This is a genomic window from Methylosinus sp. C49 (assembly GCF_009936375.1).
In the GTDB taxonomy this organism is placed as follows: Bacteria; Pseudomonadota; Alphaproteobacteria; order Rhizobiales; family Beijerinckiaceae; genus Methylosinus.
The window spans coordinates 624435-637435 of record NZ_AP022332.1; the positions used below are offsets into that span (position 1 = coordinate 624435).

Consider the following 13001-nt stretch of genomic DNA (forward strand, 5'->3'; position numbering starts at 1 on the left):
GACGGTCGAGCCGCCCGCGCGCGAGTGATTCGGGGACGATCGAACGGCGCGCGAATCGCGGAGCGCGCATGCACGCTCCGGCCGAAGCCTATGCCAATTCGCCGCAGAGGTAGATTTGCGAGCAGCGATGAGCGCCCGCATCGAGCGCCGGCGCTTTGTCGTCCTGACTTTTTGAAAAAAAATGGCGCGCCCGAAGAGATTCGAACTCCTGACCCCCAGATTCGTAGTCTGGTGCTCTATCCAGCTGAGCTACGGGCGCCTTACGGTCCGTTCCGCGTCGTGAAGATGCGTCGAACCGGTGGAGAGGTCGTTTAGCGGCTACGAGGCCGCTTGGCAATAGGAAGATATTTCCCCCGCCAAGACGCTTGCGCTGCCCTACGGCTGCGATAATTACCGACGATCCTGATGCCGACGCTCCTTGAATGTAATAAAATAGGATTGATGATGGACGAGTTCGGGTCGAATGGCGCGCAGATCGCCTATATCGATTTTCCGCCGCTGACGGAGGATCGTGGGGAGCCGATCGTTCTCATTCACGGCTTTGCCTCGACGCATGCTGTGAACTGGCTTTTTCCCCAATGGGTCAAGACTTTGACCGAGGATGGTCGGCGCGTCATCGTGCTGGACAATCGTGGCCACGGCCGCTCGGAGAAGATTTACGATCCCGCCGCCTATGATCTCGCGCTGATGGCCGGGGACGTCGCCCATCTGCTCGCGAGCCTCGGCGTCGCCCGCGCCGATGTGATGGGCTATTCCATGGGCGCGCGAATCGCCGTCACGCTGGCGCTGAATCATCCCGAGGTCGTCCGCTCCCTCGTGCTCGGCGGCATCGGCGCCAATCTCGTGACCACCGGCCTGCCGCGCGGCCTGGCCGAGGCCATGGAGGCCGAGCGCATCGAGGATATCGACGATCCGCTGCTGAAGATGTTCCGCGGCTTCGCCGAGGCCACGCGCGCCGATCTGCTGTCGCTCGCCGCCTGCGCGCGCGGACCGAATCAGATCGTCGACCGCGCCCGGCTCGCCGCGATAAAGGTCCCCGTGCTGATCTGCGTCGGCACGCGCGATGAGGTGGCCGGCGATCCGCATCCGCTCGAGCCCTTGTTCCCGGACGCCCATATCGTCGACATTCCCGGCCGCGACCACAATCGCGCCGTCGGCGATCGCGTCTTCAAGCAGGCGGTGCTCGATTTCCTCGCGCAGCGGGAATAGGCCGCGGAGCGACGCCATGACCGACAGCGCCCACGCCCGGCTCGTCGCCCTTTCCGGCGTCGATCCGCTTTTCGCCCGCCTCTCGGCGGAGGCCGAGGCCGCCGCGGGCCGCGAGCCCAATATGGCGGCCTTTCTCTATGCGGCGGTTCTGGCGCAGGACAGCCTAGAGGCGGTGATCGCGCATCGAATCGCGCAGCGCCTCGCGGCGCCGGAGCTGCCGGCGACGGTCATAGAGCGGCTCTGCCACGAGCAGATGGCGCGTGATTCGGCGCTGGGCGCGACGTTGCGGGCCGATCTGATGGCCGTTTTCGACCGTGATCCCGCCTGCACGCGGCTGCTCGAGGCGGCGCTCTATTTCAAGGGCTTCCACGCCATCCAGACCTATCGGCTGGCGCATGGGCTGTGGCGCTCCGGCCGCAGCGATCTCGCGCTCTGGCTCCAGAGCCTCGCCTCGGCGCGTTTCCAGACCGACATCCATCCGCAGGCGCGAATCGGCGCCGGCTTCTTTCTCGATCACGCAACCGGCGTGGTGATCGGCGCCACCAGCGTCATAGAGCATGACGTCTCCATGCTGCATGGGGTGACGCTGGGCGGCTCCGGCACGGCCGGCGGCGCGCGTCATCCCAAGGTGCGCCATGGCGTGCTGATCGGGGCGGGGGCCAAGCTGCTCGGCGACATAGAGATCGGCGAGCGCGCCCGCGTGGCGGCGGGCTCGGTGGTGCTGGAGTCGGTGCCGGCGCATAAGACGGTCGCCGGCGTGCCGGCGCGGGTCATCGGCGATGTGGGCGCTGCCGAGCCGGCGCTGACGATGGATCAGATCATCGACGAGTCGCACGATCCGGGGTTGTAGAAGAGCCGACTTCCTCAACCGGGTCTCGCGGCTCACCCCCCGAATCGATTGCTCTTCGGGAACCCCCGCGGCGGCAGGCGGCCCGCCTCCGCCCTATGGGCGATCCATTCGCTCAGCTCGCGCTTGTCCACGGTGAAGGTGCGGCCAGACGAATCGACCCAGGTCAGCCCGCCCGCCAGCGCGAAGACCTTGGCGTCGGCGACGCCGCCATCCTTGTAGCGTTGCAGCCGCACGCCCTTGCCGCGCGCCATTTGCGGCGCCTCGGCGAGCGGGAACACCAGAAGCTTGCGATTCTCGCCGATGATGGCGACATGATCGCCCTCCGCCGGCGTCACGATCTTCAGCTTCGTCGTCTCCTCGACATTGAAGACGGCGCGGCCCTTGCGCGTCGTCGCGACGAGATCGTTCTGCGAGACGATAAAGCCGCGGCCGTCGTCGGCGACGAGCAGCAGCAGCGCGTCCGGCGTCTGCGGCAGAACCTTCACGATCGCCGCATCCTCGTCGATATCGGCCATCAGCCTTATCGGCTCGCCATAGCCGCGCCCGCCGGGCAGCTTGGCGGCGTCCAGCGTGTAGGCCTTGCCATTCGAGGTGAGCGCCAGAACCTTGGACGTCGTCTGCGCGAAGAAGGAGGTCTCCAGCGCATCGTCGCCCTTGAACTGCAGCTGCGTCAGATCGGCCACATGGCCTTTCAGCGCGCGTATCCAGCCCTTTTGCGTCACGACGATGGTGATCGGCTCGCGCTCGATCAGCGCCTCGGCGAGATCGATGTCGGTCGCCTCCGGCGCATCCTCGAAAGTGGTGCGGCGCTTGGCGAGCTTGGCGTCGGCGAGAATCGTCTTCTTCAGCTCGCGAATCTGCGTGGTGATCGTCTTCCACTGCTTGCCCTCGTCGGCGAGCAGCGATTCGACCTCCGTCTTCTCCTCGAGCAGCTTCGCATGCTCCTTGCGAAGCTCCATCTCTTCCAGCTTGCGCAAGGCGCGCAGGCGCGTGTCGAGAATATAATCGACCTGCACGTCGGTCAGCTCGAAAGCCGCCTTCAACGCCTGCTTGGGCTCGTCCTCCTCGCGGATGATGCGAATCACCTCGTCGAGATTGAGGAAGACGATGATCATGCCCTCGAGCACCTCGAGGCGGCGGACGATCTCCGCCAAACGATGACGCGAGCGGCGCTCCAGCACCTCGCGGCGATGGTCGAGCCATTGGCGCAGAGCCTCGTCCAGCGAGACGACGCGCGGCACGGCGCCGTCGACGAGCACATTCATATTGACCGGGAAACGCACCTCCAGCTCGGAGAGCTTGAACAAGGTCTCCATCATCAGCGCCGGATCGACCGCGCGCGTGCGCGGCTCGATGACGACGCGCACATCCTCGGCCGATTCGTCGCGCACATCGCCGGCGAGCGGCGCCTTCTTCTCGACGACCAGCTCGGCGAGCTTCTCGATGAGGCGCGACTTCTGCACGCCATAGGGAATCTCGGTGACGACCGCGACCCATTGCCCGCGCGCGGTCTCCTCCTTGTGCCAGCGCGCGCGCAGGCGGAAGGAGCCGCGGCCGGTGCGATAGGTCTCGACGATCTGCGGGCGCGGATCGACGACAATGCCGCCGGTCGGAAAATCCGGCCCTTGCACGAAGGTGAGCAATTGCTCCGCCGTGGCGCTGCGATGCGAGATCAGATAGAGCGCCGCGTCGCACAGCTCATTGAGATTATGCGGCGGAATGGAGGTCGCCATGCCGACGGCGATGCCTTGCGCGCCATTGGCGAGAAGATTGGGGAAGGCCGCCGGCAGCACCACCGGCTCCTGCTCTTCGCCCGAATAATTGGGGCGAAAGTCGATCGCGTCCTCGTTGATGCCCTCGAGCAGCAGACGCGCGACCGCGGTCATGCGCGCTTCCGTGTAGCGATAGGCGGCGGCGGCGTCGCCATCGACATTGCCGAAATTGCCTTGCCCGTCGACGAGCGGATAGCGCGAGGAGAAATCCTGCGCGAGGCGCACCAGCGCGTCGTAGATCGCCTGATCGCCATGCGGATGGAAGGAGCCCATCACATCGCCGACGATCTTCGCGCATTTCTTGAACGGCGTGTTCGGGTCCAGCCGCAGCATCTGCATTCCGTAGAGAATGCGGCGATGCACCGGCTTCAAGCCGTCGCGCGCATCCGGCAGCGCGCGTCCGGTGATCGTCGAGAGCGCATAGGTGAGGTATCGCTCCTCGAGCGCCGTGCGCAATTCCACCGGCAGCGCATCTCCGCCGCCGTCTTCCGTCGTCGTCGTTCCGCTTTTCGCCATATCGCCGACTCCCGCCCTTTCGGCGTTTACTGCGCGCGCTTATATCCCGTCGCGACTCTGGCGTGAACCATTGCCGTCGCTGCGTGCTTCCACTAAGACAGCGCAGCTTTCGGCGTCCTGTCGCAGCGCCGTCTTTTCGAGCCGCATCTCATGAAGAAGCCTCTCCTGTTCGCGTTTTTCGTCGCCGCCGCCCTCGCGGGGGCCAGCGCCCGCTCCATGGCGCTGGAAGCCTCGCTGCTCGATTGGCTGCCCTTCCTGCATGAGGATTCGGCGGAGAAGAAAGAGGCGCGTCGCGGCTCGGCGCAGGCGCTGTGCAAGGAGGTGGAAGTGCCCATCGACGAAGGCTATGGCGTCAGCCGTCATGAGCGCCGGGTGGTGTGCGAGCACGAGTGAGCGTGGCGGGCCCGCGCGCCGCTGCGGCCGCGACATAGAGCCCGCGCGCCTGCGGCGTCGTGAGCCCGCGCGGGCCGAAGACGTCGCGCTGCAGAAAATGTCCGGTGAGGCGAAAGGCCGCCGCCACCTCCCCCGCATCGGCCGGCGCAGGCGCCGGCATTCGGAGAAACTCGGGATAGGGCAGCAGACGATCGCGCCAGGGCGCTCCGGCCGCGCGAGCGACGGCGCGGCCCGTCTTTGGCGACACGAAGGCGAGATCGGCCGTCTCCCCCGTCAAGGCGCAGCGCTCGAGATCGAGGCCGAAGCCCAGCGCCGCCAGCAGCGCCAGCTCGAAGCGCGCCATCAGCGCCGGGGCGAGATCGAGCGAATCGAGCCGATCGGCGATGACCTCGGCCATATCGAACAATTCGCCATGCGGATCGCGCTCCGGCAGCAGCCGCAGCAGCGCGCAGAGATGGCCGACTCCATGCAGAGCGAAGGCGCGGTCGATGAGCCGCGCCGCCCGCGAGCGCAGAGGCTCGACGGCGAAAGCGCCGAGATGCTGCTCGAGCCGCGCCCGCCAGGCGACCTCGACGCTATTGCCCGGCTGCAGCACGGAGCGCAGCGCGCGGCCGGCGCCGCCGCGCACCATGCCGGCGTGACGGCCATGCGCGCGCGTCATCAGCTCCAATATGACCGCGGACTCGCCGTGGCGCTTGACGCCGATGACGAGCCCTTCGTCCCGCCAATCCATCTATCCTGTCACAGCTCGGAGAGCTTCACGTCCGGCGTGTATTTGAAATCATAGACGTCCTTGGTGATCGCCTGGCCGCAGATCACCTTGCCTTTCGTGGCGTCGAAGGTCAGCGTCGGCGAGCCGTAGAGCGACCAGCCGAGGCTCAGCGCCTCGGTGACGCGCTTGCAGAACTCCACATCGTCTGGACCGGTCAGATAGCGATAGACGGTCGATCTCTTGCCTAGAGTTGCGGACATTGTGACCTCTCGGGAATGGCCGGCGGGCGATTCGCCCGGGCGCTCGCGCCGTCATCCTCGTGCCGGCGGCCTCGCGCAAGAATTTTCTCTAGCGCCGTCCGGAATTGAAAAGCCGCAGCACGAACCAGATCGGCACCACGATGACCGCGCCGGTGATCACATAGCCGATGACCGTATGCACTGCGCCGAAGCCGAGCGAGGAAATGCGGTCGAAGAAGCGCCGTGCGCCATGGACGAGATCCATGGGCTCGATCTCCAGCCACATCAGCAGCGCGCCGACGACCAGCGAGACGAACAGCAGCTTGACGAGCACTTGCAGCGGCGAGCCGCCGAGAAAATCATGGAGTCGACTATTGGAGGCCATGCGTCCTTCGCTCTCGATTGCGGCGTGATCGACGCGAAACGATCACGCGAAATTCTATCAGAGGCTGTCGCCCTTGGGAGCCTCCTCGCGGAAGAGCTGCATCATGCGCCGCAGGAATCGCTCGGTAAAGGAGAGCGCGCGCTCGAATTCTTCCTCTCCGGGCAGGCCCTTGCGAGGGGCTGTCGCCTCCGGCGCGGCGCCGGGGAGCTTGGCGCGCAATTGCGCGTTCTCGCGGGCGAGGCGGTCGATCTCCTCCTGCAGCGCGGCGCGCTCCTCCGCGGCGACGCGGCAGACGGAGAGCCCGCCCTCCACCGTGCAGAAGGAGACCGCGCCGGTCTGCTTGTCGAGCCGCAGCATTCCGCCTTCCGTCGGGCTCATGGCGAAGCGGCCGGCCTCGCTCTGGGAAGGCTCTGCGGCGGAGGCTTCGGCCCGCGCGGGGGCGGCGGCGAGAAGGGCGAGACAGACGAGGGAAAAGACGCGCATCGGCTCCGACCAGTTTCAACAGGCCGCCCCTCGAGGCCCCGCTCCGATGTGGCGAGAGGGGCGGCGCGCGTCAATAGGCGGGGCCGCCCGCATTCAATCCTTGGGGCCGAGGAGCAGCACGCGCAGCAGGCCGGTCGGCCGGAAATCGGCGGCGCGCATCTCGAAGGCGGTGGGCGAGATTTTCTTCAGATCGGCGAGGCAGAAGCTCACGAGGCGGGTCGGCTTGCCCTTGTCCACGACGAGGCGGAATTGCCGAACCGGCGCGGCCGGCGCGCCGGCGCCGAGATCGAAGGCGATGTGGCGCTCCTGCAGCTCGGCGACATTGGCCTCGGGGAATATCCGCACCACGGGCTGCGGCTTTTTCGGCGTATCCGCGGCCAGGGCCTCCTCCGGCGGAAGCGCGGCGGCTTCCTGCGCCGCCGAGCGCCGCGCCGCTGCGGCGGAGACCATTTTGTCGACGCCCGCGAGAAAGGCGCGATCGAGGCAATAATCGGCGCGGCGGCGCTCCACCTCCGCCGCCAGCTCCTTGGAGGAGCGCAAGGGCTCGCGCAGCACGCTGTCGCGCGCGACGCCGACGCTCGAGCGAAAGCGAAAATCGAGCAGCGCGCCCTGTCCGGGCGCGAGATCGAGCGTGCGCGTCGCCGCGCCGCGCACCGACCAGCGCGGCGCGTAGATCGGATTTCCCGCCTGATCGACGCCATTCTCGGCGATGAGCCGGTCCTTGACGAGCCGCGCGCGGGCGTCCGCCGTCAGAGCGGCGAGCTTGTCGTGAAAAAAGCCGATGGGAACCAGCGGCAGGCCGCTGCGCCGCAGCGCGGCGGTCACATCCTTGCCGTCGACGAAGGCGCTCTGCGTGACGGCGAGAGGCGCCGGCTTTTGATCGACGGTCGCGGCGAGGCCGATGTAATTGACCGGGTCGGCGCCGGGAATCGACCAGGCTGCGTCTGGATCGGAAAAATCGATCTCGGGAAGAGGGAAGGTCACATTGGTCCGCGCCGGCGCCGCCGTGGGATTGACGATGCGATATTTCAGCGAGCTGTTCTGCGCGCCGAGCGTCAGCTCCATCTGCTCGACGACGAGTCCCGCCGCCTCGAGCCCGGCGAGCTCCGGGCCGCGATGGACCAGCTCTTGAAGAGTCTCTTCCGCCCGCGCGCCCCATAGGCCGAGCGCCAGAATCGCCGCCGCCAATCCGGCGCCCCGGGGGAAGAGAAGACTCATCGAAAGCCGCCTTTCACTTTAGAAAATGCGCGCGAGAATATCGTTTCCGGCGCGAAAGCGATATGGGCGGGCGCACAGTGCGATTGACGGCGATGGCCTATCGAATAGGCTGATATGCATTGCTCGAGATCGTAGAGGGAGCGGATCATGGGACGGCCGGCTGCGCGCGTGAGCGACCCTGTGGCCCATCCTCTGCCGCCGGTGCTGACGCCGGGCCCCGGCAGCTTCAACGTGTTCATCGGACAATTGCCGGCATGGCGCGGCGTCGGCGGCGCGGCCGCCGCGGCGATACAATCCGCGAAGGCCACTTCCGACGCGACGATCCAGGCCGCCGAGGCGGCGACGCTGGCCGCCGCCGGCACGCCGGGCGCGCCCGCCGCTCTGGCGGCCGAGCAGGCGACCAAGGCGGCGGCGGCCGCCAGCATGGGATCGATGATCAGCGGCGCCGCCAGCGGCGCGGATATTCATATGTGTGCGACGCCGCTGCCGATCCCGCCGCATGGGCCGGGCGTGGTGGTGGACGGCTCCACCAGCGTCTTCATCAACGGCCTGCCCGCCTGCCGGCAGGGCGACACCATCGTCGAGGCGGTCGGCCCGCCGAACAAGATCGTCATGGGCCTGCCGACCGTGCGGATCGGCGGGTAGCGCGCGTCAGGCCGTCGCGCTCTCTTCCTCGATCTTGGCTTCCAGCAGCCGCTCCGGCCGCGTCAAAAACGCCGCCGGAATATCGGCATGGGCGTCCTCGGTCGGGCCGCGGACGGGCTCGGGCGGCGTCGCCCAGACGAAAGCGTCCAGCTTGCCGGTGACGGGAGAGGCCGGCGCCCAGCGACGCGAGATGACGCCATCGGCGATCCAGGCGGGATCGCGCGGCGCGCGCGAGCCGCGGGCCAGCCATTCGCGCACCGGCCCGCTGGGGCCGTTCTCGGCGTCCTCGAGCTCGGCCATCAGCAGGCAGACCTGGGCGGTCGGCGTCTTGCCCTCGGCGACCAGCGGAGCCAGCGCCTTGCGCGCGGCGCCGAAATCGCGCGCCGCCAGCGCCGCGCGGGCGACGAGGATTCCCGCCTCCGCCGAATGAGAGGCGGATGCGGCGAATTTCTTCACCCGCGTCAGACGCTCGGCGTTGGACTCGCTCGGCGCGGTCTCGAGGAAGGCCTCGGCGATATCGGGATGCGGATGCTCAGAATAGGCTTTCTCGAGCAGCTTCAGCGCCTTGGCGCTGTCGCCATGGCGGGCGAGCAGGCGGCCGATCAGCGCGATCGCCGGAACCAGATCGGGCGCGCGCTTCACCGCCTGGCGGGCGAGATGCAGCGCCTCGCTCGGATGCTCGGCCTGCTTCTCCAGCGCCAGAGCGGTCTCCACCACGGCGCGCAGGCGCTGGGCGGTCGGCAGATCGATGGCCTTGGCCTTCAGATTGGCCTCGACGGCGATGCGCGCCTCTTCCCAATTGGCTTGGGCGCCGTGATGCTCGAGCAGCGCATGGCCGGCCCAGGGCAGCGGCGCGAGCTGATGCGCCTGATCGGCGAAATGATGCGCCGCCTCGTCGTCCTTGCGGCGCTTGGCCTCTATGTGCAGGCCGCGCAGGCCGAGAAGGCGCGTCTCCGAGAGCTGCGTCATCTCGTGAAAGGCGGTCTCGGCGCCGACGCGGTCGCCCTCGAGCTGGGCGACCTGGGCGCGCAGCAGATAGGTGAGCGGCTCCTTGTCGAGATTTTTCACCGCCTCCTTGGCGGCGCGCTTGGCCTCGGCGACATGGCCGGCGCCGGCCGCCACAATGCCGCGCGAGAGGGCCTGAAAGCCCCGCTCGCGGCGCTTGGCGCGGGAGCTCTGCTTCAAGCGCGCGGGCGCCTGGAAGAAATAGGCGATGATCGCCCAGGCGATGAGGATCGCCGCGATCGTCGCGAGCAGCGCCGCCGCGCCGACGACCAGCGTCGTCTCTATGTGATAGCCGCCCCAGTCGAGCGTGATCGAACCGGGCTGCTCGATGAGCCAGTGGAGGCCGATGGACAGAGCGGCCAGCGCCGCAATGAAGAAGAGCAGCAGAATCATGGGTCGTCGATCCTCGCCTCGGCTCTAAGCGCGCCTGCTTAGATTTTTTTGTTTCAGCAGGATATTGTCTGGCCCTGCTCAGTTCTTTGGTTTTGCGAGCGCATCCAGCGCGCCCGCGAGAATAGAGGCCGCGGCCTTTTCGGCCTCCACGCGCTGACGGGCTTGCGTCTCCCACTCGCGCGCGACGGCCTGGGCGGCGTCGGGAAATTCGGCGAAAGCGGCCAGCGCCGTCTCGATCTCGCCGCGGTCGAGCGCGGCTTCCAGCTTGTCGGCGATGTCGCCGATCGTGGCTTTTTCTTTCTCCACCGGGCTGCGCACCTTCACCAGTCTGGAGGCGCCGTGCAGCAGCCGGTCGGCCAGGGGGGCGTCCGGCTTCAGCTCGGCGGAGGCCTCGAGCTTGCGCACCAGCGGATGGAAGGAGGCGCGCAGCGCGCGCGCATCGGGAGCGCCTTTCTCGGCCACAGGCGCGAGCGCGGCCAGCGCCTGCGAATCGGCGCCCTGGGCCGAGAGAATGGCGTATTCGGACGGGAAGGGGGCGCCCCGGTCCAGCGACCGCTGCAGCGAATGCGCCACCACGGCGACGGTGGCCGGATTGGGGCCTTTCTCCTCCGGCGCGGCGGCCACGGGCGCGGGCGGCGGCGGGGCCGGCTCCACCTCGCGCGGAGCGCGGGTCTCATCCTTGGCCGCGTCCAGCTTGTCGCGCAGCCCCTTCACCTCATCGGAGAGCCAGTCGATCCGGCCCTCGAGGCCGCTGACATTATCCTCGACGTCCTGCACCTTCTGGTCCGGGACTTTCGCCTCCACGCGGGGGGCGGCGGCGGGCTCTGCGCTGCGGGCCTGCTCCGCCAGCGCCAGGGCCTCGCGCGCGATTTGCTCCAGCTCGTTGAGACGGCGCGTCAGCGCCTCGATTTGGGCGTTGGAAACCGGATCGGCCTCCGCCGCCGCCGGCTTGGTCGGCGCAGGAGGAGGAGCCACGACGACAGGCGCCGCCGGCGCCGTAGGGGCCGGGACGGGCGCGGGGGGAGCCGAGGGCGTCGCGGGCGCGTTCCAGGTGATATGATCGCCGCCGGAGCGCGGCGGAACGGCGGGTTCTGCCGGCTTCGTCTCCACGGGCGTCGATTTTTGGAGGGGCTCGGCGAGCTTGGCCGCGCCGGGCTTGGCGGCCGGCTTCTCGGGCGCCGCCGGCTTGCCGGTCGCTTTCACGATCGTCTCGCGCAGCGTTACGATCAGCTTTTCCGGTCGGGCGAAAGTCTCGTCCACGACAGTGGCGAAGGCCGCGAGCTTCTCATTCTTGTCGCGGAAACGATAGGCGGCGATCGATCCCGCGGTCGCCAGCAGGCCGAGCGTCGCCGCCAGCAGCGTGAAGCGATGCCAATTCTTGCGGCGCGGCTTTCGCTCCGGCGCGGCCTCCCTCGCGGGCGCCGAAATTGCTTCGCTCACCATGCGCTCGGCCTCGGCCGGATGGTCGACGCTCGTCGACGTCCAAGCGTCGTTCGCCGATGATTCGCCGGCCGCGTGGCTATCCGCTGCGGGGTCTTTGTCGTGCTGCGCCATGTGCTAGGGGCTCCTCGCCGCAGCCCCTTATAGACGAGGCGGACATTCCGCGAAACATCCGCCGCTGCGTTCGAGCCGCGCCGCGCCGGGAATTTCCGGCTCGGGCGGCGGCGCCGCTCATCCCTGGCGGGCGAGCAGCGCCTTGATCTGTTCGACCAGCTCGCTCTCCGGGGCGGAGAATTGCGCGGGCCGGGCCGATTTCCATTCCTCATTGGTGGAGATGGCCGCGCTCGCTCGCGCCCCCTCTATGAGATCCTTGATCTGCACCTCGCCCTTGGCGCGCTCGTCCGAACCTTGGATCACCACTGCCGGGCTGTTGCGCTTATCGGCATATTTCATCTGCGCCTTCATGCCGGAGGAGCCGAGATAGAGCTCCGCCGAAACGCCGGCGTTGCGCAGGGCGGCGACCATGCGCTGATAATCGGCGATATGGTCGCGGTCGAGCGCCAGCACGACGACCGGGCCGAGCCGCGTCGTCGCCGAAACCACCGGGCTGCCGACCAGCTTCAGCGCCGCATAGAGGCGCGAGACGCCGATCGAGAAGCCCGTGGCCGGCGTGTTGTCCGAGCGGAAGCGGCCGATGAGCCCGTCATAGCGTCCGCCGCCGCCGACCGAGCCGAAGCGCACCGGATGGCCCTTCTCGTCCTTGGTCTCGAAGGTGAGATCGGCCTCGAACACCGGCCCCGTGTAATATTCGAGCCCGCGCACGATGGAGGGATCGATGCGGATGCGCTCCGGGCCGAAGCCGGCGTCACGGACGAGATCCTCGATCTCCAGCAATTCCTCGGCGCCTTCCGCGCCGACATTGCTGCGGCCGAGCAGCTCGAACAGGCCGAAGCGCGGTTCGCCGTCCTTATATTGCCCGCCGAGCGTGAAGGAGAGGATCGTCGCCACCGCATCGTCGGCGAGGCCGGCGCCTTTGGTGAAGTCGCCGCTCTCGTCCTTGCGGCCCGGGCCGAGCAGCAGGCGCACGCCCTCGGGGCCGAGCCGGTCCATCTTGTCGATGGCGCGTAGCACGGTGAGGCGGCGGCCGGCGTTCTCGTCGCCCTCCAGGCCGATGGCCTTCATCACCCCGTCCAGCACCTTGCGGCTGTTGATCTTGATGACATAGTCGCCGCGCGGAATGCCGAGCTTCTCCAGCGTGTCGGCGGCCATCATGCAGATTTCGGCGTCGGCGGCCGGCGAGGCCGCGCCCACCGTATCGGCGTCGAATTGCATGAATTGGCGGAAGCGCCCCGGCCCCGGCTTTTCGTTTCGATAGACATTACCGAAGCGATAGCTGCGGAAGGGCTTTGGAAGCCGGTCGAAATTCTGCGCGACATAGCGGGCCAGCGGCGCGGTGAGGTCATAGCGCAGCGACAGCCATTGCTCGTCGTCGTCCTGGAAGGAGAAGACGCCCTCATTGGGGCGGTCCTGGTCCGGCAGGAATTTGCCGAGCGCGTCGGTATATTCGATCGCCGGGGTCTCCAGCGCCTCGAAGCCGTAGAGCTCATAGACGGAGCGAATCACGTCGATCATGCGGCCGGTGGCGGCCAGCTCTGCGGCGTCGCGGTCGGCGAGGCCGCGCGGGGAGCGGGCCTCAATCTTGGATTTCTTCTGGTCTGACATTGGGTGCGCCTTTTCGGCG

At 68.0% G+C, this 13001-nt stretch carries 13 protein-coding genes and 1 tRNA gene; 4 read left to right on the forward strand and 10 right to left on the reverse strand.

Features of this window, described 5'->3' with window-relative positions:
* Positions 1-182: 182 nt before the first annotated feature.
* Positions 183-259 (reverse strand) — tRNA-Arg (locus GYH34_RS02865).
* 185 nt (positions 260-444) lie between these two features.
* Between GYH34_RS02865 and GYH34_RS02870 the strand changes: the two genes are divergently transcribed.
* Positions 445-1209, forward strand: coding sequence for an alpha/beta fold hydrolase (locus GYH34_RS02870; protein ID WP_161914860.1), 765 nt, complete (start codon positions 445-447; stop codon positions 1207-1209).
* Positions 1210-1225: 16 nt separating this feature from the next.
* Positions 1226-2059 (forward strand): serine O-acetyltransferase, encoded by an 834-nt coding sequence (gene cysE / locus GYH34_RS02875; RefSeq protein ID WP_161912282.1) that lies wholly within the window; start codon positions 1226-1228, stop codon positions 2057-2059.
* Between the two features lie 32 nt (positions 2060-2091).
* Here the strand turns inward: cysE and parC are convergent, their stop codons facing one another.
* Positions 2092-4347 carry a DNA topoisomerase IV subunit A gene (gene parC / locus GYH34_RS02880; RefSeq protein ID WP_161912283.1) on the reverse strand — a complete coding sequence of 752 codons (2256 nt, stop codon included), beginning with the start codon at positions 4345-4347 and terminating at the stop codon, positions 2092-2094.
* 150 nt (positions 4348-4497) lie between these two features.
* Between parC and GYH34_RS02885 the strand changes: the two genes are divergently transcribed.
* Complete coding sequence (locus GYH34_RS02885) at positions 4498-4740, forward strand: hypothetical protein (protein ID WP_161912284.1); 243 nt, start codon at positions 4498-4500, stop codon at positions 4738-4740.
* On the opposite strand, the gene recO is transcribed toward GYH34_RS02885, so the two are convergent.
* The 5 genes from recO to GYH34_RS02910 all read right to left on the reverse strand — a co-directional run bounded on the left by recO (position 4700) and on the right by GYH34_RS02910 (position 7777).
* Positions 4700-5473 (reverse strand): DNA repair protein RecO, encoded by a 774-nt coding sequence (recO, locus tag GYH34_RS02890; RefSeq protein WP_161912285.1) that lies wholly within the window; start codon positions 5471-5473, stop codon positions 4700-4702. The genes GYH34_RS02885 and recO overlap by 41 nt on opposite strands.
* 8 nt (positions 5474-5481) lie before the next feature.
* Complete coding sequence (locus tag GYH34_RS02895; RefSeq protein ID WP_024878069.1) at positions 5482-5712, reverse strand: DUF1737 domain-containing protein; 231 nt, start codon at positions 5710-5712, stop codon at positions 5482-5484.
* 88 nt (positions 5713-5800) lie between these two features.
* The gene (locus tag GYH34_RS02900) at positions 5801-6076 is read right to left on the reverse strand and encodes a DUF6460 domain-containing protein (protein ID WP_018267394.1); all 276 of its coding nucleotides are present in this window, start codon (positions 6074-6076) and stop codon (positions 5801-5803) included.
* A 57-nt stretch (positions 6077-6133) separates the two neighbouring features.
* A complete protein-coding gene (locus GYH34_RS02905) occupies positions 6134-6559 on the reverse strand; it encodes a hypothetical protein (RefSeq protein WP_161912286.1) in 426 nt (141 codons plus the stop codon).
* A gap of 93 nt (positions 6560-6652) precedes the next feature.
* Positions 6653-7777, reverse strand: a complete 1125-nt coding sequence (locus GYH34_RS02910) for a DUF4424 family protein (protein ID WP_161912287.1) — start codon at positions 7775-7777, stop codon at positions 6653-6655.
* 147 nt (positions 7778-7924) lie between these two features.
* Here GYH34_RS02910 and GYH34_RS02915 point away from each other — a divergent pair, with 147 nt between their 5' ends.
* On the forward strand, positions 7925-8422 hold the full coding sequence (locus tag GYH34_RS02915; RefSeq protein ID WP_161912288.1) for a PAAR domain-containing protein: 498 nt from the start codon (positions 7925-7927) through the stop codon (positions 8420-8422).
* 6 nt (positions 8423-8428) lie between these two features.
* Here the strand turns inward: GYH34_RS02915 and GYH34_RS02920 are convergent, their stop codons facing one another.
* From GYH34_RS02920 to hisS, 3 genes are all read right to left on the reverse strand, one after another.
* Complete coding sequence (locus GYH34_RS02920) at positions 8429-9820, reverse strand: heme biosynthesis HemY N-terminal domain-containing protein (RefSeq protein ID WP_161912289.1); 1392 nt, start codon at positions 9818-9820, stop codon at positions 8429-8431.
* Positions 9821-9898: 78 nt separating this feature from the next.
* Complete coding sequence (locus GYH34_RS02925; RefSeq protein ID WP_161912290.1) at positions 9899-11374, reverse strand: hypothetical protein; 1476 nt, start codon at positions 11372-11374, stop codon at positions 9899-9901.
* A 117-nt stretch (positions 11375-11491) separates the two neighbouring features.
* Positions 11492-12982: a histidine--tRNA ligase gene (gene hisS, locus GYH34_RS02930; RefSeq protein ID WP_161912291.1), complete on the reverse strand. Its 1491-nt coding sequence runs from the start codon at positions 12980-12982 to the stop codon at positions 11492-11494.
* Positions 12983-13001: the final 19 nt, after the last annotated feature.

Excerpts from the sequence above, each read along its gene's own strand:
- GYH34_RS02895 (WP_024878069.1), bottom strand. The coding sequence starts at position 5,712 with ATGTCCGCAACTCTAGGCAAGAGATCGACCGTCTATCGCTATCTGACC.
- parC (WP_161912283.1), bottom strand. The coding sequence starts at position 4,347 with ATGGCGAAAAGCGGAACGACGACGACGGAAGACGGCGGCGGAGATGCG.
- GYH34_RS02910 (WP_161912287.1), bottom strand. The coding sequence starts at position 7,777 with ATGAGTCTTCTCTTCCCCCGGGGCGCCGGATTGGCGGCGGCGATTCTG.
- GYH34_RS02920 (WP_161912289.1), bottom strand. The coding sequence starts at position 9,820 with ATGATTCTGCTGCTCTTCTTCATTGCGGCGCTGGCCGCTCTGTCCATC.
- GYH34_RS02900 (WP_018267394.1), bottom strand. The coding sequence starts at position 6,076 with ATGGCCTCCAATAGTCGACTCCATGATTTTCTCGGCGGCTCGCCGCTG.
- cysE (WP_161912282.1), top strand. The coding sequence starts at position 1,226 with ATGACCGACAGCGCCCACGCCCGGCTCGTCGCCCTTTCCGGCGTCGAT.
- GYH34_RS02870 (WP_161914860.1), top strand. The coding sequence starts at position 445 with ATGGACGAGTTCGGGTCGAATGGCGCGCAGATCGCCTATATCGATTTT.
- GYH34_RS02885 (WP_161912284.1), top strand. The coding sequence starts at position 4,498 with ATGAAGAAGCCTCTCCTGTTCGCGTTTTTCGTCGCCGCCGCCCTCGCG.
- GYH34_RS02915 (WP_161912288.1), top strand. The coding sequence starts at position 7,925 with ATGGGACGGCCGGCTGCGCGCGTGAGCGACCCTGTGGCCCATCCTCTG.
- recO (WP_161912285.1), bottom strand. The coding sequence starts at position 5,473 with ATGGATTGGCGGGACGAAGGGCTCGTCATCGGCGTCAAGCGCCACGGC.
- GYH34_RS02905 (WP_161912286.1), bottom strand. The coding sequence starts at position 6,559 with ATGCGCGTCTTTTCCCTCGTCTGTCTCGCCCTTCTCGCCGCCGCCCCC.
- GYH34_RS02925 (WP_161912290.1), bottom strand. The coding sequence starts at position 11,374 with ATGGCGCAGCACGACAAAGACCCCGCAGCGGATAGCCACGCGGCCGGC.
- hisS (WP_161912291.1), bottom strand. The coding sequence starts at position 12,982 with ATGTCAGACCAGAAGAAATCCAAGATTGAGGCCCGCTCCCCGCGCGGC.